Source organism: Chitinophaga rhizosphaerae, from assembly GCF_003958645.1.
Lineage (GTDB): Bacteria > Bacteroidota > Bacteroidia > Chitinophagales > Chitinophagaceae > Chitinophaga > Chitinophaga rhizosphaerae.
The window spans coordinates 155,798-177,268 of sequence record NZ_RXLO01000005.1; the positions used below are offsets into that span (position 1 = coordinate 155,798).

Consider the following 21,471-nt stretch of genomic DNA (forward strand, 5'->3'; position numbering starts at 1 on the left):
TTCGAGGGACAGCTGCAAAAAAAGCATAGGTTATAGTAAAAAAAGCAGTTGTATACCCGTTGATATTTTCGGACTTTTATTGTGAGATTCTGACGTTATGTGTAGTTCGGCTTTAGGGTATATTTTAAAGATCGGAAAGTGTAAAAACTAATTTTATCAAATCTAAATTGTGAAACAGCCGGCCGTACTCTTATTTACGGCAGGTGCGATGTTCGCCGGTTTCCGGCGATAGGGATTTGATCCCGGCAAGGTCCAAATGAAGATGTGAACAGGTTATTCCACACTGACTCCGCCCGCCAGTACGGGTAAAGGGAATGTTTTGTACATGAGACAATAAAAATTAAGACAGTGAACTTCCGGCCGTAAGGGAATGGCCACAAGGCTGGTTAACGATACCGGTCGGGATATCTTTTGCATAAACGGCCCAGGGCGGCCACGATTCATCCACGAACAAACAAAATAGCCCGGATTGTAGAAAGTTTTATTCATTATCAAAAACACAGCAAAGTATGAAGCAGATTTACAGTGATTGCCATGCGCAATCCCTTGAAGGTATTCAGCCCCAGCAGGATGGATGCCGCACGGGAACGCTGATCATCCCGAATGGTCGCGGGCATGGGGATGACATTCGCCGAATTTTTCGTGCTGGCAAACTGGTTTGCATTTTAGCGGCATCGCTGGCCCTCCAGGTTGTACCGGGCCCAACGGCAGCAGCAAGGGCGGTAGCTGGCAGCTATCAGCCGAATTCCATAAAGCCCGCGCCTCCATTTACGATCGCAGGTGTCGTGAAAGACGAAAGCGGCAACGCGATCCCGGGGGTAACGGTTACGGTCAAGGGAACACGTACCGGCACCGTGACGGATGGCGAAGGCAGGTTCAGTATATCGATCCCCGAAGGTTCCTCCGGCGTGCTGGTATTTACGCACGTCAGCTTCGAGCCCCAGGAACGCAAGGTGAAGCAGGGAGAAGCTGTCACCATCGTCTTAAAAGCGGGATCGCTGATCGAGAATGAAGTGGTAGTAGTGGGATATGGCACCCAGAAACGGGCGAAAATGACATCCGCCGTGTCGTCTGTCAGCGGCAAAGATGTGGAACTGATTCCGGCCACCAATCTCTCCAACGTATTGGCCGGCCGCATGTCCGGCACCTTCATCCGCTCTTCTACAGGTACACCGGGTATCGGATCGGCAGTGAAAGTGCGCGTGAGCTCGTCTTTCAGCAACTCCGCGGTAGAACCGATATATGTGATCGACGGTGTGGTGCGCGACAGGGTCAGCTTCAACGCCATCGACCCTAACGAAGTGGCCGATATTACCGTGCTGAAGGATGCCGCTTCTGCGGCCATTTATGGCTCCCGGTCTTCCAACGGCGCCATCCTCGTTACTACGAAAAAAGGTAAAAGCGGAAGGGCGGCGATAGATTTCAACGCTACCTACAATACACTGCGCACAGGCGCCCTGCCGGAATATATGCCGGTGAAAGACGGCCTCAAACTGAGCCAGGCCGTAAACGGAGGGTTGAGCGATGAAGAAATAGACTGGGTAATGAAAAACAACCCGAACGGCGACAATTACTATAAAGCCGCGTATTCCAATCCCTCCAGCCAGCGTTACGCCCTCAGCGCATCCGGCGGATCCGATAAGTTACGGGCGTATATCGGCGGTTCCTACATCAAGGAAGACGGCTTCCTGCCGCAGGTTTGGTACAAAAAATTCAACCTGAGGGGTAATATAGAGGCTAACCTGGTCAAAAACCTCACGCTGGGCCTGAACCTGAGCACCAACTATGGCACCCGCAACCGGTTCAACTTCACGTACGACTATGGTTCCGACGACCTGAACAACCTCTGGGGCAAGCTGCTGTATTGGGACGTGTTCGCTTCCCCGTACATCAACGGGAAACCGAATAACCCCGGATGGCTGGGCAACCCCGTGGAAATGATGCGCAACGGCGGCTACTGGAGAAATACCAACCAGCAAATAGACGCATTGCTGACGGCGGAATACAAAATCCCGGCGGTAGAAGGCCTGAGCATCCGCGGCGCTTACAGCAAGAACTTCAACAACAGCTATACCAAAACTTTCGCGAAGAAACAGGACCTGTACAACTTCAAGAAAACAGGGCCCAATAGCCTCATCTATACGGATGAAATAATCGGTATGGTGAAAAGCGGCGATCCCGGCAGCGAATACCTCGGGAATTTCTACTCCAAGAACAACAGCTATCAGCTGAACGGGCAAATCAGTTACGACCGTACCTTCGGCATGCATACCATTGGGGCGACGGCCGTATACGAGCAATTCGAGCAGTACGACAATTCCTTCAATATCAACCGGAACAACTTTCCGCTCATTGCCGTAGACCAGTTCCTGTATACTAGCGGTAACAATGCCGACTGGAGCACGGGCGGCAGTGAAAGCGAAGCCGGCAGGATGTCTTACATCGGAAGGCTGAATTATGACTACGGCGGGAAATATCTCTTCAACGCATCCGTGCGGAGGGACGGTTCCACGAACTTCGCGCCAGACAGGCGCTGGGGCTGGTTCCCATCCATTTCCGCAGGCTGGGTGATCTCCCGGGAAGACTTCTTCAGCGGTTCAAAAATCGGCCAGGCCATCGACTTCCTCAAGATCCGCGGTTCGTTCGCGACCACGGGTAACGACGTGCTCGATAAAGACGACGCCAACAGCCGGTGGAGATGGCGGGAACAATACATCATCGGCGGCTCGTATTTCATGGGGGCCAACGGAGTATCCGCACCCCGCCTCCGTTATGGCGGTACCCCCAACGCCGGGCTTACCTGGGAAAAATCCAAATCCTTCGGCGTAGGCCTCGATGCAACCGCCTTCAAAAACCTCCGTTTCACCTTCGATTACTGGAAACGTAATTCCTACGACATCCTCGGCTCCCGCATCCTGGCCATCCCGACGGAGTTCGGCGCATCGCTGCCTCCCGAAAACTACGGCAAAGTGAGCTCGAACGGGGTGGAAATCGAACTGGGCTATGGCAACACCATCAGCAAGAACTTCAGCTACAACGTGAAAGGCATATTCACCTATGCGAGAAACAAGGTGATCAAAAGAGACGTAGCGGTGAACGCCCAGTATTATCAGGATCCCAATGGTAAAACCACCTCCTACGGCGTGGGTTACCAGGCACTGGGCATCATCCGCACCCAGGCAGACCTCGACAAGCTGCCGGCCGGTTTCCTCATCAACGGCATTGCGCCCGCGCTCGGCGATATGCTGTTCGCTGACCTCAGCGGCCCGGAAGGCAAACCAGACAATGTTGTCAACAGCTACGACCAGATGGTACTCGGGAATTATTTCGGGGCTGATAATGCGCCGATTTCCTACGGCCTGAACATTTCCCTGTCTTACAAAGGCTTTACGGTGGAAACCCTGCTTTCCGGACTCACCGGGTACAAGATCAGCTATAACGACGCCTGGGGCAGAAACTTCGGCGGCGGCGGCAAAGTGCCCAAATACCACGCAGATTCCTGGACACCGGAGAACCCGAATGGTTCCACGCCCAAAATCTATCCCTGGGGCGACCCGCACTCCGCCGGTTATACCTGGACCTCTACCTTCAATGTATACGACGGCGGCTTCCTGCGCATGAAGTACCTCAACCTGAATTACAGGCTCCCCGACGCGCTGCTGCGCAAATTGACGATCAGGGACGCAAGGATCTTTGTAGCAGGCACCAACCTGTTCAACATCACGAAGTTCAAGCTGTATGATCCCGAAATATCCCAGTTCATGAGCTACCCGGTTATGAAAACTTACACCGTAGGCATCAGCATGGGCCTGTAACAAAGCGTTCTTACTTTCAAAATCAAGATCATGAAGCATAAGTTAAACATATCGATACTCTTCCTTACCACCGCTTTGATATCCGGAGGCTGCAACAAGGTGCTGGACAAAAATAACCTGTCTGCAGTAGGCCCCGACCAGGTGTGGACGGATGTCAACATGGCCAACGCCTATCTCAACCAGGTGTACAGCGACAACATGCCCGGCAATCCCAGTGGCAGCGCCAACGGTACAGACGAGGGCGTGCCTTACCAGAAGCAGACAGACAGCTGGATGAGGGGAACGGCCACCTTTGATTCCAGGAGCTCCTTCGGCACTTACAACAGCGTCCGCAACATCAACATCCTCCTGGAAAAGATCTCACAAGCGTCTTTCGCCGAAACAGAGAAAAACAAGATCAAAGGCCAGGCGCTTTTCTGGAGGGCCTGGGCATATCACAGAATGGTGAGCGATCATGGCGGCGTACCGCTGATCCTCGAAGCACAGCAACCCACTTCCGACCTCACGCAACTCCAGAAACCGCGTAACAAAACGTCGGAATGCGTAACGCAGATCCTCAAGGACCTCGACGAGGCTATCGCCCTTTTGCCCGACGCGTTTACGGATGCCGACTACGGCAGGGTAGATAAAGGCGTGGCCATGGCCTTCAAAGGCAGGGTACTGCTTTTCTACGCCAGCCCCCTGTTTAACGGCCTGGGCGGCGTAGCCAGCTGGACGAAAGCTTTCAACGCCAACAAGGCGGCCAAAGAATTCCTGGATGCCCGCGGGAAAGGATTGTATAGCCCCTTCAGCAAGATATGGGACGATGAGATGAACAAGGAAGTAGTAATGGTCCGGCGCTTCAATTATCCGCAGGCCACTTACTTCCAGGGCGGATTGATGCCCCTGAACTGGTCGAAGGATGATGTGGGGTACGACCGTCCGTCGCTGGAACTGGTGAATGCTTTCCCGATGAAAGACGGATCTGCATGGGAAGCGCAGGCCAGAAGCTACGATACGCTCTTCCGTAACCGCGACGACCGTTTCTACGCCAACATTTATTATAACGGCGCGCCCAATCAATACCTGAAAGGTATGCGCGACGACAAATCTTTCCTTTGGACGTATTTCACTTCCATTTCGAACTACAACGGCGCCACCGGCCTCGAAGGCGCGCATAACCAGGTAACGTCTGACCCGCTGTGGTCCAACTCCAGCTTCTACCGCATCAAGGCGATCGACAAGAATATCGACAAGGGAACAGTGTATAATGCAGCTGTGGACTGGATCGAGATCCGCTACGCGGAAGTGCTGATGAACTACGGTGAATGCGCCAATGAAACGGGTAATACCGCTGCGGCCGTGGATGTGTTGAAACAGATCAGGGCAAGGGCCGGCGTAATGCCGGGCGGAGCCGGCAACTACGGCATCACGGCGGCAACGCAGGCAGACATCAGGGCGGCGTATCAAAAGGAGCGTTTCGTGGAATTCAGCTTCGAAGGCAAACGCATGAGCGATCTTCGCCGCTGGAAAATGTTCGGATACCTGAGAAGCCTTCCGCAACGGCATGGCATCGCCGTGCTGCTGAAACCCGGTCAAGCCGATGTTTCCCCCATGTCTGACATCAACACCGTGTGGGACAGGTTTACTTCCACCGTGATCACGACAGATGCGGTTGATATTGCGATCAAAGACCAGTATTACATTTACGGTATTCCGAAATCCATCCTCGATAAAAATCCGTTGTTGAAACAGAACAACAACTGGGGTGGCGATTTCGATCCGCTGCAATAATTGGCGTCACACAAAAGATCAATACAGGAAAGGGGCATCTGTTACAGGATGCCCCTTTCCGTATTCCAGGCCGGTGCGTTTATGCCTGCGTCACTGTTCCCTTTTCCGGAAGCCCCCGATACCGCCGCCGATCTCCGGTAATCTGTTACTGCTTTACGGCGTATGGATCGTCTGGCCCGGGCAGTATCATGAATATATATCATCAGACCGGTTGACCGATATCAACTTTTTATGTCGGTATAATGGGTAGTTTAGCCGCCGGATGGTTTCCTGCACTGAATGGAAACTTCCTGGTCCCGGGCAGGATTTCCGCTGGTTGCGGACCGGGTTCCTGTTTGCCAATACACCGCTGCGTCGTGATTTTTCAACCTTACATCTACATTATGAGATTATCACTAATCGCATCCGCATGTGTATTGCTGGCCGGGTACCTGCTATCCGGATGCCATACCGACCCTCATTTGCACCCCGGCAAACCATACTGCAAAATTACCAAGGTAAAAGGGGACCTGAATTTTTCAGGCCCGGTTGATTCTTTCGTGATCACCTACAACCACAAAGGTAACCCGGTCAGCATGGTCCGCGGTTTTGTGGGAACGGGCTCCCCCAATTATTTATTTCTTTACGACCAAAAGGGAAGGATGACTGATTTTTATGGCGTTTATGAAAATCCTTCCTCGTTCGACGTCTGGCACCGGTATTATTACGATGCCCGGAACAGGATCATTCTCGATTCCACGTACGAGTTCGGAGAAGTGGGGCCGGGTAACAAGCCGCTTCCAAGCCCGGGCCGGCCTTATCTTGGCGTTCGCAATATTTCCACTTACACGTACGATCAATTCGACCGGATCGTCAAATCTACCGACACTTACGGACGGGATACCGTTTTTATGACCAGACGGTACAAGTACAACGTTGCGGGTAATCTTATATCGGTCGAAGAACAAACGGGCGGCGCTTCCACGACAATTACCGATAGTTACGACAATAAGATAAATTACCACCGGCTGCATCCCATCTGGCAATTCCTGGACAGGGATTACAGCGTCAATAATCCGCTCCCGGTCGCCGCTTACAATGCTTACGGGCTACCCGTCTCCCTCATGCTCTCCGGCCACAGGTACGGTTCCTTCGCTACAACGCCTTTCACTTTTGCGGACATCGAATATTCATGCAAATAAATCAATCCGGTTTTTATGAAAAAGTCATTACTTCTTATAACGGGTTGTATGCTGGTCTTTACAGTCCAGTATCTTTCCGGGTGCAACAAATACCATGACGTAATTCCCCATACGGCGGGTTGCCAGATCGTTAAAATGAACGGGGGACTTTTTATCGGCGATTCCCTGGTGATCGCTTACGACCACAAGGACCGGCCGCTCAGCATGACCCGCGGGTCTGTAGGCACCGGTTCTCCGAATTACCTGTTCCGCTACGACAAAAAGGGGCGACTGACCGATTTCTACAGCGTCTATGAACCGCCGAACCCGTATTTCGAGAACTGGCACCGGTACCAATATGACGACAGGAACCGGATCATCACAGACACCAGTTTCTCCTTCGGTTACGTTGGGCCGGGGATGCCGCTGCCCGCGCCGGAACAGGGGCATCTGTACGTAGGCAACGTTTCCACCTACAAATACGACGGCGAGAACAGGATCATCCAGGCAACGGATTTCTACGGCCTGGCAACGCTCATCACCGCCAACTACACTTATAACAGGCAGGGCAATCTGGAGAAGATCGTCTGGCAGTCGGGCGGCAGCAGTTCAACGCAGACCTTCAGCTACGACAATAAGATCAGCCTGCGCCGCACCAACCCCGTGTGGCAGTTCCTGGACCGGGATTACAGCGTCAACAATTCGATGAAGGTGTCGTCTTACAACAGGTACGGATTGCCGGTGGACGTGGATTTTAGCGGTCACGGAAGCGGAACGTTCGCAACCGTGCAGATTTCCGCCACGTCGATCACCTACGATTGCCGGCATAATTGACGGCCTGCGGGCATCCTGTATCATTTAAAAGCCTCGTGCATGGCGCGGATCAATTGCCGGCCGTTCCATCTGCCATCGACCATTATCCGCCTCACCGAAAATTCCGGTGATGTGCTTGACTTTTTTTCCGATAGCTGGAAAGCCACTTTATACCCTGCTTTTTTTACCTGCGCCACGATAGTTTCGTTCCAGAAGCCGTAGGGATAGGCGAATAGGGTAACGGGGGCGCCGGTGATCCGCTCCAGCGTGGCTTTGGTGCCGGTTAACTGTATTTGCGTGTCGGGGAACCCGCCTTCGCCGGTAATGCGCGGGTGGTCCCAGGTATGAGAGCCGATCCAGTGCCCATGTGCATGTAAGGTCCTGATCTGGCCGGTGGTCAGATATCCTTTTTTGCCGATGGTAACGGTCATGATGAAAAATACACCCCTGAAACCGGCTTCCTCCAGGGCCGGCGCGGCGGTGAGGAAATGGTCGGCATGGGAGTCGTCGAACGTAATGATGACGGATTTCGGTGGGAGCGGGGCGCCTTTTGCCAGCAGCGCGGGGTCTGGCGTATGGTAACCGCTGTCGCGCAGCGTTTGCAGTTGCTGCCGGAATGTTGCGGGGGATACGTGCAGCATGTCGCCCGCCCCCGGCGCCGCCAGGTTATGGTAGCAAATTACCGGCACCTGGGCGCCGGCAGGCTGGAGCGTGGTCGCGAACGATTGCAGGAGGTAAAAGATCAACCACATATATTAAGGTTTGTCGGATTCGTCCGGCCTGTTGAAAGTCAGTTGCGCCACCCGGTTATGACCGATGTCTGCTGCAGGGGGAGGGCCTGCCGTCAGGAGCAACGGGGTGTGAACGGGGAAGGTCAATTCCGCTGCTGTTGGGCCAATTGCTTCGCCTGCTGCTTTCTCCATTTATCGAGGATATGCAGTGTTTTCTTTTGATGGTTGCTGAACGCGGAGATATCTTCCAGCAAACTTTCCATAACCGGTATTTGCCCCCGCGGCGGCTGCATTTTTTCGAAGCCGGGAAGTTTGTAGACGCATCCCGAAATGAATTCGAAAAACCCCTTGATGGCGCGTAAGAATTCCGAGACGATGTTGGACAGCTGAAGCAGGAATTCTGGGCCGAATACTTCTTTCGGGCTGGTGCCGTTTTCGTTTCCCGTCAAATGCTCGGAGATGCGCAGCAATACGTTTTCCTGGTATACGGAAAGTATCCTCCGGAAAGTATCCAGCGTGTCGTACAACTGTTTGCTGGCGGCGCTCCGGCTGCCCATGGTGCCGGTGAGCAGGAGCCTTTCCATCAGGCGGATGGATAAGGGAAGGTCGTATTGGCGGAACTTGAGGTGCAATATCTGCGGGGCGGTATTGTTCCGTTCCTGGTATGCCAGCACGGCCACCGTATCGTCTGCCGCGGCGTAACATTTGTAAATGAACGGGCCGCATTCTGTGAGCGGCGTCATTGGGAGCGGCGCGAAATTTCCCCAGAATTTCTTGAGTAATTGTTTTTGTCTTATTGGCAGGCTCATTTTGAAATTGTTTGGGTTAAGAGATAGAATCCGGGCACGGGGCCGGATACAAATATCACGGAACCCGGCGTACCGGAAGATGACGCCACGAGGCCCCTGCGCTGATACAAATCACCGTTGCCGGGTCTATGAGAGAATATGACATATATGGGGCGTTGTAATGGGGAAACGGCTGCAATCAGCGCCGGAAGCGGGGTGATCAGGATCAGCGGTGGCCCGCATGGCGGTCATGGCCGGCGGCCGGGAATCTCGTTATTTTTAATATGGCAGCGTTAACGGCTGCATATCGCTTATGAAAATGCTCCTCCTCACCGTTCTGATGTTACCTTTTTGTTCCTGTACCGGGCACCGGGAAAAGATACGGCCGGACAGGGAAGACATAACCGAATCGGTGTACGCTTCCGGTATCGTGAAAAGCGGCCATCAGTACGAGGTATTTTCCACGGTAAACGGCATCGCGGCCAGGTGGCTGGTAAAGGAAGGCGGCATGGTGGGAAACAGGCAGCCCATTCTCGAAGTACTGGGGGAAGCGGCGCGCCTGCAGGCGGAAAACGCTTCCATCGTGGCACAGAACGCCGCCCGCCAGGCCAACAGCCGGCGGATCGAAGAGCTGCGGATCCATGTAGAAGACGCGAAGTTGAGAATGGACCAGTCTGCGGTGGACCTGCAGCGGCAGCGGAACCTCTGGGCGCAGCAGATCGGAAGCCGTAACGAGCTGGAGCAGCGGGAACTGGCCTGGAAGAGCGCCCAAAACGCCTATGCATCCGCCCGCTTGCGCTACGACGAACTGCAGCGCGAGATCGGGTTCGGAGAAAAGCAGGCATTGAAAAACCTGGAGATCTCCCGTTCCGCCGAGGCCGACCATTCCGTAAAAAGCGAACGCGGCGGAAAACTGTTCTTCACGTTCGTGGAGGAAGGGGAAATGGTCAATACCCAGCAACCTGTTGCCGTTATCGGCGATCCCGGCTCCTTTATACTCGAATTACAGGTAGACGAATACGACGTGGCGCAAATACGGCAAGGCCAGCATGTTGCGGTGTCTATGGACAGTTATAAGGGGCAGGTGTTCGACGCCGTTGTGGAAACGCTGAAGCCGTATATGAACGAAAGAACGAAAACCTTTACCGTGGAAGCGCTGTTCCTCCGGCCGCCGCCCGCTTTATATCCCAACCTGACCTGCGAAGCCAACATCATCGTCGCCCAAAGGAAACAGGTGCTGACCATCCCGCGTTCGTACCTGCTGGACGGGAATTTCGTGCTGCTGGAAAACGGCCGGCGGCAGCAGGTGTCCACAGGCCTGATGGATTACCGGAAAGTCGAGATCACCGGTGGAATAACGCCGGATAACGTCATCCTTAAACCTGAGAAATGAAACTTGCCATCGATATTGCCCGTTCGTTGCTGATGGCCCGGTGGCGGCAAACGTTGGTTGCGGCCATCGGCGTAACCTTCAGTGTTGGTATGTTCGTGGCGTTGCTGGGATTCATGGAAGGCTTGAACGGAATGCTGGACTCCCTTTTCCTGAACCGTACGCCCCATATCCGGCTGTATAACGAAGTAAAACCGGCGGCGGTCCAGCCGGTAATGCTGCTGCCCGCTTACCGGTCCGGCCATCATTTCATCCATTCCGTGAAGCCGAAAGGCAGCCGTACGGAAATCCATAACAGCGCTGCCATCATGCAGGCCTTGCGGCAAGACGGGCGCGTGGCCGGGATTGCGCCGAAAGTGGCCATGGAGGTGTTTTTCAACGAGGGACCTTCAGATATTGCGGCTTCCGTCAATGGTATCGACGTACTACAGGAAAACGCCCTGTTCCATTTTTCGGAATACGTGCAGGCCGGCGATCCCGCCAGCCTGGAAAAAGTGCCCAACAGCATTATCCTGGGAAAGGCGCTGGCAGAAAGGTTGTTGACGGATGTGGGAGAACGGGTGCAACTGACCACGCCGGGCGGCGAGCGTTTCACCCTAAAGGTGGTGGCCCTGTGGCAGTCCGGCATCCAGGATTTCGACCGCATCCAGAGTTTCACGTCCCTGGCCACGGCCCGGAAACTGTCTGGCAAAACGGGCAATTTCGTGACCGACATACAGATCAGGCTGAACAACATCGACGACGCGCCGGCATTGGCAAAAATGTATGGCCAGATGTTCAACACCAGCGCGCAGGATGTACAGACGCTCAGCGCAGAGTTCGAGACCGGTAGTTTCATCCGCTCGCTGATTTCCTACGTTGTCGGCATCACATTGCTCACGGTGTCTGGGTTCGGGATTTATAACATACTGAATATGATGATCTATGAAAAAATGGATACGATCGCTATCCTGAAAGCCACCGGTTTTTCAGGGAAAGACGTGCGGCGTATATTCACCATAATGGCGTTGAGCATCGGTGTTTTCGGCGGGCTCGCCGGGTTGCTGTTCGGGGGCATGCTTTCGGTAGGCATCGACCAGGTGCCGTTCCGGACCACTTCGCTGCCCACGGTTACCACTTACCCTGTCAGCTACGAACCGTTCATCTACATCATCGGCGCCGTATTTTCTTTATTGTTCACCTGGCTGGCGGGATGGCTGCCGTCGAGAAAGGCGGGCACCATCGATCCGGTCATAATCATCAGGGGGAAATAGCCATGGGAGAGATTATCCTGGAAGCGAGGAATGTCAATAAATACTTCCATGACCCGGTGGAAGTAAAGGTGCTGGACGGTATCGGGTTAAGCGTCAATAAGGGCGAGTTCGCGACCATCACCGGCAAGTCGGGCTGCGGCAAATCCACCCTGTTATACATCCTGTCTACGATGGACACGGATTACGAAGGAGAATTGAACATAGACGGTGAGCAGATGAAAGGAAAGAACGAAGCAGCACTGGCCCGGGTGCGGAGCGGGAAGATCGGTTTCGTATTCCAGTTCCATTACCTGCTCAACGAATTCAGCGTACTGCAGAACGTAATGTTGCCGGGCCTCAAGCTCAACCGTTTCCCTCCCGCCGAAGTGGAACAACGGGCCATGGCCAAGCTCGATCAGCTGGGCATCGGCCCGCTCGCAAAACGGAAAGCCTATCAACTCTCGGGCGGGGAGAAACAACGCGTAGCCATTGCCCGCGCTTTGATCAACGACCCCTGTATCATCATGGGCGATGAGCCCACGGGCAACCTCGACAAGAAGAACGGGGAGCTTGTATTCGAAATATTCCGCCGGCTGGCGGAAGAATACCGCCAGACGCTGCTGATCGTCACCCACGACCAGGAATTCGCTTCCCGGACAGACAGGGTCATCCGGATGGAGGACGGGAAGATCGTCCAAAGCTAATGCCGGAGCAGGGACTACGGATGCACAACTCACCTGGCCTTCCCGGGGCCGCCCGCGAATGCGGGAAGTTTCAATTTCAGCTCGGCTTCGTACACCTTCTTCCTTCCCGTGTAAAATGCATCTGGCGTAAACGAGATGCCGGTAATACCGTTTGCCACGAGGAAAGCAGCATAGTCTGGCAGATCGCTCGGTGCCTGTCCGCAAAAACCGACGGGCACACCGGCCTCGTGGGCATGGCGGATCATTTCAGCCACCATGTATTTGCAGGCATGGTCATCTTCCGAATACACCTTCGACAGGATGGCGGAATCGCGATCTACGCCGAGTACCAGTTGGGTAAGGTCGTTGGAGCCGATGGAGAACCCATCGAATATTTCAGCGAAACGTGCAGCGTCGACTACGTTAGACGGGATCTCCGCCATTACGTAAGTTTCCAGGCCGTTTACGGCGCGTACGAGGCCGGATTCCCGCATCACATCCATCACCTTTTTACCTTCATTCACGGTCCTGCAGAATGGGATCATGATTTTTACGTTCGTCAATCCCATTTCGTCGCGCACCATTTTGACGGCCCTGCATTCCAGGGCAAAACCTTCGCGATATAAGGGATGGTAATATCTCGATGCGCCCCGGAATCCCAGCATCGGATTTTCCTCTTTCGGCTCGAATGCTTGCCCGCCAAGCAGCTGGGCATATTCGTTCGTTTTGAAGTCACTCATCCTGACGATCACTTCCCTGGGGTAAAACGCGGCGGCTACGGTAGCGATGCCGGATGCCAGGCGGTCTACGAAATACTGCGTCTTGTCTGCATACCCTTCGGTCATTTTTGCGATGGCTGCCTTTACGTTCCCGTCGGTAAGGGAGTCGTAGCGGACCAGCGCCATGGGGTGGACCTTGACGGTATGCGTAATGATGAATTCCATGCGCAGCAGCCCGACCCCGTCGCTGGGGCGGACGGCCAGCCGGAACGCCTGGTCGGGATCGCTGAGGATGAGCATGACCTTCGTGTGCTGCGGCGAGTGCTGAAGCGTTTCTGCGCGGCGGATCGTTTCGAAGGGAAGTGTTCCTGCATAAACACGGCCCGCTTTGCCCTCGCTGCAGGAAATCGTGATGGGCGAGCCATCTGTGATCAGGGTTGTAGCATTCCCTGTGCCGACTACCGCCGGAATACCCGTTTCCCGGGCTACGATGGCGGCATGGCTCGTCCTGCCTCCGGAATCCGTGACGATGCCGCCCGCCTTTTTCAATAACGGGTCCCAATCGGGCGTGGTATTGGCGGTAACGATGATGTCGCCCGGGTGCAGGGAGCCCGCTTCCAGCGGAGACTTCAGGAGCCGGGCGCGGCCGGTGGCGATGCGGTTTCCGATCGCTTCGCCCTGCACCAGCAATTTCCCGGTACCCGTCAGCCGGTATTCCACCTCATCCGCCGCCACGGCATGCGTGTGGACGGTTTCCGGACGCGCCTGGAGAATGTACAGGGACCCGGATTGGCCGTCTTTGGCCCATTCAATGTCCATCGGACATTTATAGTGCTGTTCGATCTCCAGGGACCAGGTGGCGAGGGTTTGGATTTCGTTTTCATCCAATACGGGCTTTGCCTGCAGCTCAACCGGCGTGGCGATGCGTTCCAATTCGCCGGGCAGGGCATTGGGCGCATAACGGAGGATCGTTTCCTTTCTGCCGGTCTTATGCTGGAATATTGCTTTTTTATTGAGATACAGCGCGGGTTTGAAAAGATAGAACTCATCCGGCTCAACGGTTCCCTGGACGATATTTTCGCCGAGCCCCCAAACGCCGGATACCAGGATGATTTCCTTGTTGCCGCTTTCCGGTTCGAGGGTGAAGATTACGCCGGAACATCCATTGCCAGCGTCTACCATACGCTGGATACCGACGGAAATGGCGACGGTTTTATGCACGATGCCGCGTTCTTCGCGGTATTTGATGGCCCTGTCCGTGAACAGGGAAGCGAAACACCGGCATACTGCATCCAGCAGGGCGTTTTCTCCGCTGATATGCAGAAAAGATTCGTGCTGGCCGGCGAAACTCGCAGCGGGCAGGTCTTCGGCGGTGGCGCTGCTTCGTACGGCTACGGCCGTGGCGCTGTTGCCGCCCAGATCCCGGTAAGCCTTCAACAGCTGGCCGGTGACGGCAGGCGGCAGCACGCCGGTCAGCATCCTTTCCCGTATGTCCTGGCCCAACTGGTGGAGGTTTTTGAAATCGACGCGGTCGAGGCCCTGCAGTTGGTCGAAACAGTCCCAAAGGCCGTTGAAATCGAGGAAAGCGTGGAAGGCCGCGGTAGTCAGGGCAAAACCCTCCGGCACGCGAATACCTTTACCCGACAGGGTTACAGTCATTTCCCCCAATGAAGCGTTTTTACCTCCAACAGCGGCTATGTCGGATAGCCGGATGGCGGAAAAGGGCATGATGTAATTTTCCATATTGCGATTTTTGTTTTTTTCTGCTGGAGCAAAAGCTGGCAGCAGCTTCTCTTGTGTTTTCATGCTTTCCGGCGCTATTGACAATAATCCTGATACCTGTTCGCGACGGCCGGCAAGCCCATGAATAGCAGTATTGGCAACAACAAGTTCGCTGAATTATCAGGGAAGGGAAATGATCGCCATCGCCGGCCCGATGATCTGGATCATCAGCAGCCGTCTTGCAGTAAAACGGCCAGGGGGAGGAATTTGCTGTTGGATAATTTTAACTACATTTGTGCTTGATTATCAAGAAAAAGGGCGTAGAATCTCTCTTGTTGTCTGCATTCAATTGCCCAATTTAGCGGGGGGATATTTTGTTTATGTAACGATTGCACGTAGAAAGCGATGCGTAAAATAAAATGAATGGATAAACTTAATGTATTAGTTGCGATCGAATTAATAGTGGTGTTCTTTTCGTTATTCCTATCCTGCTTTTTGCTGACGGTCAAAACGGAACATAAATTAAGCAACCGGCTTTTCGCGCTCTTTTTGATATTGACGGCCATTGATACGAGCGGGAATATTTTCGATTTCCTGAACGAAGGCCCGTCCAATTTCGGGATGTTCAGGAACCTGATGGTTTTCCTGCAGCTCCCCACGTTCTACCTATACGTTTTATCCGTCTGCTATACCGATTTTTCACTGAAACCCAGGCATTTCGTCCATGCGATCCCATTTCTATTGGTCAACCTGGTCCTCATACCCCGTTTTTATGGAGTTGGCCCGGAAGCAAAACTGGATTTTCTTCAAAATATCAGCACCCAGCCCGAAATACAGTTTAACCATATCCTCTTACATGTTCAGGTGATATGCTATATCGTGGCCGCATTTATCCTATTGCGGAAATCCAGGCGCATCTACCTCGAAAATTACGCCGGCGCCAGTATTGCCTCCCTGAACTGGCTGTTTCAGTTTACCGTGGCCCTGTCTATCTTCTATATGATCGCGCTTGTGAAGAACATCTTCAAGTTTACGGCGTACCCCGGGATTTCGGAATGGCTGAAAGCCGGGTTGATCGTATTTGAATTGATTGTCATTAGCTGGTACCTGTTCAAAGCATTGAATCACCCCAACCTGTTCCGGACGATCGATTCGAAACTGAAACTGGTAAAGGATATCGTTTTGGAAGGGGGGAAGTCCGAACCGGTCCCTGTCAATGAAAATGCTTACAATGCGGAGTATTTGAGACTGAAGGATTACATGAACGACAGGAAACCCTATCTCAATCCTTCCCTGACCATCAAGGATATGGCCGACGATCTGGGGATTCCCGTGCGGGACCTGTCGCTCCTGATCAACCACCAACTGGACCAGCATTTTTATGATTTCGTCAATACCTATCGCATCGGGTATGCCATGGAAATCCTGAAAGACGGGTCAAAAAGTAAGGTCACCGTGCTGGAAATCCTGTATGAAGCTGGCTTTAATTCAAAATCTTCCTTTAACGCCGCGTTCAAAAAACATACCGGCACAACCCCTACGGAATATCGTAAAGTATTGAAAAATAGCACTTTGTAATTATTCGTACGCGTACTTGTAATTATCCGTACCCATTTCCGGCAACAAATGCGTACGGGTACGTGTACCCGGTCGACCGCCCGGAATTTCTTCCCCACATTTGTATCGGATTAGTTTTTACACCTAAAACACGATACAATGAACGCATCCTTAAAATTTGTAATTGGATTCTTATTAGCGGCTAATTTTTCTTTCGGCCAGGACTATCATAAAAGGATCGATTCCTTAATAAAAGCGAGCCATCTTGAAAATCCTGAAATAGGGATCAGTGTCGGCTTCCTTCACAATAATGCACCGTTTTTTACCGCTTACGGCAAAATCAGCAAGGAAAGCCAGCAGGATATAGACAGAAATTCCGTCTTTGAAATTGCCTCCATCACGAAGATCATCACTGCAAATCTGATTGCGCAGGCAGCGATCGAGAATAAGCTCAAACTGGATGATTACATCGATGCCTACCTTCCGCGGCAGTATGTATTGCATAAAAACATCGCCAACAAGATAAAAATATCCGATCTGGCATCTCATCAATCCGGGTTAGCCGATCTGGATTTTGCGAAGTATATCGAAATGGACCCCCAACAACCATTAAGGAATTTCACGCAGGAAAACCTGACGGCGCTCGTCAACAATTGCACGGAATTAACAGATTATGGCCGGTACCGCTATTCTACGGTTGGATTTGCCTTATTGGGACAGATAGTGGAAAATGTATATGGGAAGAGCTACGATGATATGCTCAGGGAAAGAATGGTTCGTCCTTTGCGGCTGACCGCCACCCTGACCCGGGACTTTAACGTAAAGAACATGACTACCGGCCATAGCCCCAACGGTACCGTTCAGGAATTCTTCAAATGGAACGTGGCGGCAGCTGCAGGGTTGGTAAAATCCAACGCAGCGGATATGGTCAAATTCCTGAAAGCGATCCTGGACAGCGAAAGCACCATCGGCAAAGCCGCCTTAATCACGGAAAAAATCTTCTATAAAGACGAAAAAAGAGAACTGGGCTTAGGCACGAACATCGTAACCGACGACAATAACACGCTTTACATGAAATCCGGCGATTCCATGGGGCAATCTTGCATCATATGTTATAACAGGGCCAGGAACTGGGGAGTTATTATCCTGCTTGATTATCGGAATTCTAAGATGAGGAATGAGTTGTTGAATAGGATTAGTGAGATAATATTGGAATAGGCGGTAGCTGTATTCAAAATGAGAAAAACGGCGTATTCAGCGGACTGTTCCACCCTTCAAAAGCGACTTAATTTGTAACCAAGTCTATTTGAGATAGTTTATCTGTATATGCTTGGATGAGGGCAATTTGGTTACTTTTAAAACTTGACTATATTTGATGAAGTTGCAAAAAAAGCATCATCCATATGAAATTTACGAACCAAGTTTACGGTGTGTCAAATGAACTAGTTGACACATATATCGAAAGGACTGCGGTTGATGAAACCTTTACAAAGGGGTTACAGAAGAATAAGCATATTATTGTTTACGGCGCATCCAAGCAAGGAAAGACATCATTAACGAACAAGCATTTGCATGAGAATGAGTATGTAAAAGTGAACTGTTCCCCGACTTCAACAACACTTGATATCTATAACTCTATCGCCCGCCAGTTAGATATAGAAATTTTAGAAACACATGAGGTTACGACTAATGTAGGTGGTGAGGCCAAAGTGGGGTTAAAAGCAAAGATTCGAATTCCTTTTTGGGGTGGAGGTGATGCAGAAACTGAAGCCTCTATTAAAACTGAAAAAGAAAAGGCCAAATCTTTCAGAGTAATTGATTACAATTTGGCATTAGCTCAAGATCTATCTGAACTCCTTAAAAATGTAAAATTTAATAAGCGAATTATCTTAGAAAACTTTCATTATTTAAGTGAAGAAATTCAAAAGCAGTTAGCTATTGATTTGAGGATTTTTGAAGATTATAACATACTGTTTATTGTACTGGGAATTTGGCGTGAAAAAAACCGATTGGCTCAATTTAATGGAGACCTTTTAGATCGTGTTATTGAAGTTCCTGTCGAACCTTGGGAAAGAGACGATTTAAAGAAAATTGTTGCGGAGGGGCGACCGTTATTAAATACTAGTTTTGAAAACGTTGTAGATTATGTAATTGATAGTTGCTTTGATAGTGTAGGGGTGTTTCAAGAAATTTGTAAGGAATCATGTTATGCTGCAAACGTACATGGAACAAATAGGAACTTAGTTGAGATTACAAAGGAAAATGTTGATCTGGCAATTCAAAAGAAGCTTGAGGACTATTCAAGTAGACATACTAGATGTTTGGAAAGCTTTATCGAACAAAAGGCGCGATCATCACAAGAGATCCCACTATATATACCATACTATTTTATAAAGGTTTTGTTTAAGGAGACTATTGAAAATGTTATTCAAGGTTTAAGGAGGAAGCCTCTACAAGACAAAATTAAGGAAGTACACCATCGTCCTGCAGATGTAAGAGCATCTGATATGGGTTATTTTCTCAAAAATTTAGTAGCTAGTCAAATATCTAAGGGGATTTCACCTCCAATATTTGATTATGACAACAGTACAAGTTCTATCAAAATTATTGACTCCACTTTCTATTTCTTTATCAAGAATTGTAATCGAAATGAAGTATTTGAAAATTTCGCTTTGCCAGAAGGGCTGGAAGAATGATTGTTTAAATTTAGAGTAGTAAATGTGTTTCGATCATAGGAATTCACTTCTATCTTTTAATGTTCATTTCAGACTAAATATCAGCAAGTAAGGAATTCTAGGCATCGAAAATGATAATATTTACTTTGGATTTTGATAGAAGTGAATTGTAGTGTGCAATCAATACTACATAAGTCAGAAAAGTAATGAGTTTATTTTTTTGTTTTCAAACTTCTCGAAATGGATAAATCATCTTCGATTTTTAGCAATGTTAACACTAATAACTTCAAGTAAGTAAAGTATGAGGTTTCGTGTTTTTGAATTTCACCTGGAGCAGCTTGGGTGCCATGTAAATAGCTATTTCTTAAATCCAGACCATTTGTAAATTCACTTTTGTTCAAGTAGTAATTAAAATATGCTTGTTCTGACTTTGAGAATAATGTATTTTCAAACGAAATGATGTTTTCTACTGCCATCTGCTGTGCTTCTAATTGAAATTCCATTGGGTAGTGATGATATGATGCAACTTCATTATTGTATAAATCTTTAAGTATCGCCACCCGGACAATATTTGTTATTTCTAAAACACCGGAGGAATTAGTTGAGATAAATCCCTTTACAGTTAGAAATTTTATTTGCTCTTTTTGATATTCTTCAAGGTTGTTAATATTGACTTCTTCGTGTTCGAGCAATTCAAAAAAATTATTGTAATCCTTTTCTTTAAATGATTCTACATACGTAAGCGGGCTCTGGTCTGAGAAGAACAGATTTGTACATCCGACCATTTCATCGTTTTGCTCATTGAAGTACATGTATTTATTTTGAACTAAACTGGGTATTTCTCTAATTGATGATGGCGAAGAAGATATTTGTAAGAGCTCAAAATCAATGTTATTATCTTCAACGAAGAGTTTATATTGTTTTAATATCGACTCAAATTCTGGGGCCAGTAACCTTACTTTTTCAAAATATGGATTTGTGTTCGGAGGAAAAAATATTTGTGCATTTTGGGCAAATCCATATTTTTCTTGAAATACGGAAGTGAATACCTCTAATAAGATATCTTCTAATGATCTTGATATGTTATTTATAATTTTGTTGTAAGATACTATCTGTGCATAGGATGTAATTTCGGATAATTGGAACGCCACACCTCCAATGTATTCATTTTCAGATCGTACACCAATTATTCTTTCCATCACCCCCATTTGACTACGTTTGCTTATTAGAGTTATTCTATACTGGAGGTCCAAGAATTCGAACAAGAAAATGAAGTTTCGAAAAAGTTGATATGTATCGCAATTTTGCTTAATGAAATCAATGCTGTATGTATAGCATACATTCAATCCATCAATTTGTCCTTCTTTTATTTTATCGGGTTTCTCTGCGAAACTAATTGATACCCCATATTTCAGGTAGTTGGCGCCTTCGCTAAAAATAATATCTGACTTGCTGTTTCCCAGTCGCTTTGCTTTTAAGCGAGTTTTATCAGTAATTTTAAATTCACTACGATTTCTTGCGTTTTTGATTAATTCAACGTAATTAAAATTTATGTCAGCTGAGTCTAAATAGTTTATTATGATATTTTCTTTGTCGTTTAGAGTTAAGTTTTTTGGAAGAAATCGTTTAGCTTTTCGAAAGCTATCTCTTTCCTCGTAAATTGAAAGTAATATTTCGGCAGATTTCGTAAATGTTAAGAGAAAAGTCTTTATTTCTTGATCATAGAAATTGACCAGTTGCTTATGAGTTAAAAGTATATATATTACATCCGGATATTTTACAAGAATTTGATTAAAATTAATCTTTGAGATTTGTTTATATACACTATGATTGTTAACTAATTCCCAAAATGATTTCACATATCCATGTATCAAAGTATCATATAAGGACACAACATTTGAATCATTTATTTTTGACATGAAATGGCCGACAATTTTTTCATACTCAATAGCTTTATCTTTGAAATCAATAATTTCTTCTTGTGTCCATTTTTTTAGGTACAGATCACTATCAAGATATTTCTTTATATTATATAGTTCCAGTACATCATTAATATCATTGTAGTCTGATTGAAATCCGTTTTTTAAAATTTGTTCTCCTTTTAATAGTTGATAAGGACCAGCCATATCTTCTTTTGAGTAAAATTTTACTCTATTAACATCATGCCTATTCATATTTTGAAATTTATTGGATAACTATATTTCAGAAGAGTAAAAGTGAGGACACAATGGAGTAATCGCTATTAAAACTTCTAATTAATGAGATTTTTAACAACGCGAGCTCCAATAATAGTTGCCAACTTATTTTTATGATGCAGTTAGAAGTTGAAAATTGTTTTGAACAACTAACGAAACTGATTATTATTTGGTCGTAACTTTCCAAGTGGAACCCCAAATAAATATACGAAAACATT

Annotated in this window: 15 protein-coding genes; 10 read left to right on the top strand and 5 right to left on the bottom strand. The window is 49.2% G+C overall.

Going from position 1 to position 21,471, the window contains the following annotated elements:
- Positions 1–509 precede the first annotated feature (509 nt).
- The 4 genes from EJ361_RS13650 to EJ361_RS13665 all read left to right on the top strand — a co-directional run bounded on the left by EJ361_RS13650 (position 510) and on the right by EJ361_RS13665 (position 7,582).
- On the top strand, positions 510–3,815 hold the full coding sequence (locus EJ361_RS13650; RefSeq protein ID WP_126246189.1) for a SusC/RagA family TonB-linked outer membrane protein: 3,306 nt from the start codon (positions 510–512) through the stop codon (positions 3,813–3,815).
- Between the two features lie 30 nt (positions 3,816–3,845).
- Entirely contained in the window at positions 3,846–5,588 is a 1,743-nt protein-coding gene (locus EJ361_RS13655; protein ID WP_126246190.1) for a RagB/SusD family nutrient uptake outer membrane protein, read from the top strand.
- A gap of 383 nt (positions 5,589–5,971) precedes the next feature.
- The gene (locus EJ361_RS13660) at positions 5,972–6,769 is read left to right on the top strand and encodes a hypothetical protein (protein ID WP_126246191.1); all 798 of its coding nucleotides are present in this window, start codon (positions 5,972–5,974) and stop codon (positions 6,767–6,769) included.
- Between the two features lie 48 nt (positions 6,770–6,817).
- On the top strand, positions 6,818–7,582 hold the full coding sequence (locus tag EJ361_RS13665; protein WP_126246192.1) for a hypothetical protein: 765 nt from the start codon (positions 6,818–6,820) through the stop codon (positions 7,580–7,582).
- 20 nt (positions 7,583–7,602) lie between these two features.
- On the opposite strand, the gene EJ361_RS13670 is transcribed toward EJ361_RS13665, so the two are convergent.
- The 3 genes from EJ361_RS13670 to EJ361_RS13675 are packed head-to-tail and all read right to left on the bottom strand — an operon-like array spanning position 7,603 to position 9,035.
- Positions 7,603–8,313, bottom strand: coding sequence for a polysaccharide deacetylase family protein (locus EJ361_RS13670; RefSeq protein ID WP_126246193.1), 711 nt, complete (start codon positions 8,311–8,313; stop codon positions 7,603–7,605).
- Between the two features lie 3 nt (positions 8,314–8,316).
- Positions 8,317–8,484 carry a hypothetical protein gene (locus tag EJ361_RS25625; protein ID WP_164714228.1) on the bottom strand — a complete coding sequence of 56 codons (168 nt, stop codon included), beginning with the start codon at positions 8,482–8,484 and terminating at the stop codon, positions 8,317–8,319.
- Positions 8,436–9,035 (bottom strand): hypothetical protein, encoded by a 600-nt coding sequence (locus EJ361_RS13675; RefSeq protein WP_126246194.1) that lies wholly within the window; start codon positions 9,033–9,035, stop codon positions 8,436–8,438. Before EJ361_RS13675 ends, EJ361_RS25625 begins: the two co-directional genes overlap by 49 nt.
- A 358-nt stretch (positions 9,036–9,393) precedes the next feature.
- Here EJ361_RS13675 and EJ361_RS13680 point away from each other — a divergent pair, with 358 nt between their 5' ends.
- The 3 genes from EJ361_RS13680 to EJ361_RS13690 are packed head-to-tail and all read left to right on the top strand — an operon-like array spanning position 9,394 to position 12,406.
- Positions 9,394–10,473: an efflux RND transporter periplasmic adaptor subunit gene (locus tag EJ361_RS13680; protein WP_126246195.1), complete on the top strand. Its 1,080-nt coding sequence runs from the start codon at positions 9,394–9,396 to the stop codon at positions 10,471–10,473.
- Positions 10,470–11,723: an ABC transporter permease gene (locus EJ361_RS13685; RefSeq protein ID WP_126246196.1), complete on the top strand. Its 1,254-nt coding sequence runs from the start codon at positions 10,470–10,472 to the stop codon at positions 11,721–11,723. The genes EJ361_RS13680 and EJ361_RS13685 overlap by 4 nt, the downstream gene beginning before the upstream one ends.
- A 2-nt stretch (positions 11,724–11,725) precedes the next feature.
- Positions 11,726–12,406, top strand: a complete 681-nt coding sequence (locus tag EJ361_RS13690) for an ABC transporter ATP-binding protein (RefSeq protein ID WP_126246197.1) — start codon at positions 11,726–11,728, stop codon at positions 12,404–12,406.
- Between the two features lie 29 nt (positions 12,407–12,435).
- Here EJ361_RS13690 and ppsA read toward each other — a convergent pair whose 3' ends face one another.
- Positions 12,436–14,847 carry a phosphoenolpyruvate synthase gene (ppsA, locus tag EJ361_RS13695; protein ID WP_126246198.1) on the bottom strand — a complete coding sequence of 804 codons (2,412 nt, stop codon included), beginning with the start codon at positions 14,845–14,847 and terminating at the stop codon, positions 12,436–12,438.
- Positions 14,848–15,249: 402 nt separating this feature from the next.
- Here ppsA and EJ361_RS13700 point away from each other — a divergent pair, with 402 nt between their 5' ends.
- The 3 genes from EJ361_RS13700 to EJ361_RS13710 all read left to right on the top strand — a co-directional run bounded on the left by EJ361_RS13700 (position 15,250) and on the right by EJ361_RS13710 (position 19,079).
- Positions 15,250–16,404 (top strand): helix-turn-helix domain-containing protein, encoded by a 1,155-nt coding sequence (locus EJ361_RS13700; RefSeq protein ID WP_126246199.1) that lies wholly within the window; start codon positions 15,250–15,252, stop codon positions 16,402–16,404.
- Positions 16,405–16,542: 138 nt separating this feature from the next.
- On the top strand, positions 16,543–17,601 hold the full coding sequence (locus EJ361_RS13705) for a serine hydrolase domain-containing protein (protein ID WP_126246200.1): 1,059 nt from the start codon (positions 16,543–16,545) through the stop codon (positions 17,599–17,601).
- 185 nt (positions 17,602–17,786) lie between these two features.
- Positions 17,787–19,079, top strand: coding sequence for a P-loop NTPase family protein (locus tag EJ361_RS13710; RefSeq protein WP_126246201.1), 1,293 nt, complete (start codon positions 17,787–17,789; stop codon positions 19,077–19,079).
- 191 nt (positions 19,080–19,270) lie between these two features.
- On the opposite strand, the gene EJ361_RS13715 is transcribed toward EJ361_RS13710, so the two are convergent.
- On the bottom strand, positions 19,271–21,232 hold the full coding sequence (locus EJ361_RS13715) for a hypothetical protein (protein WP_126246202.1): 1,962 nt from the start codon (positions 21,230–21,232) through the stop codon (positions 19,271–19,273).
- Positions 21,233–21,471: the final 239 nt, after the last annotated feature.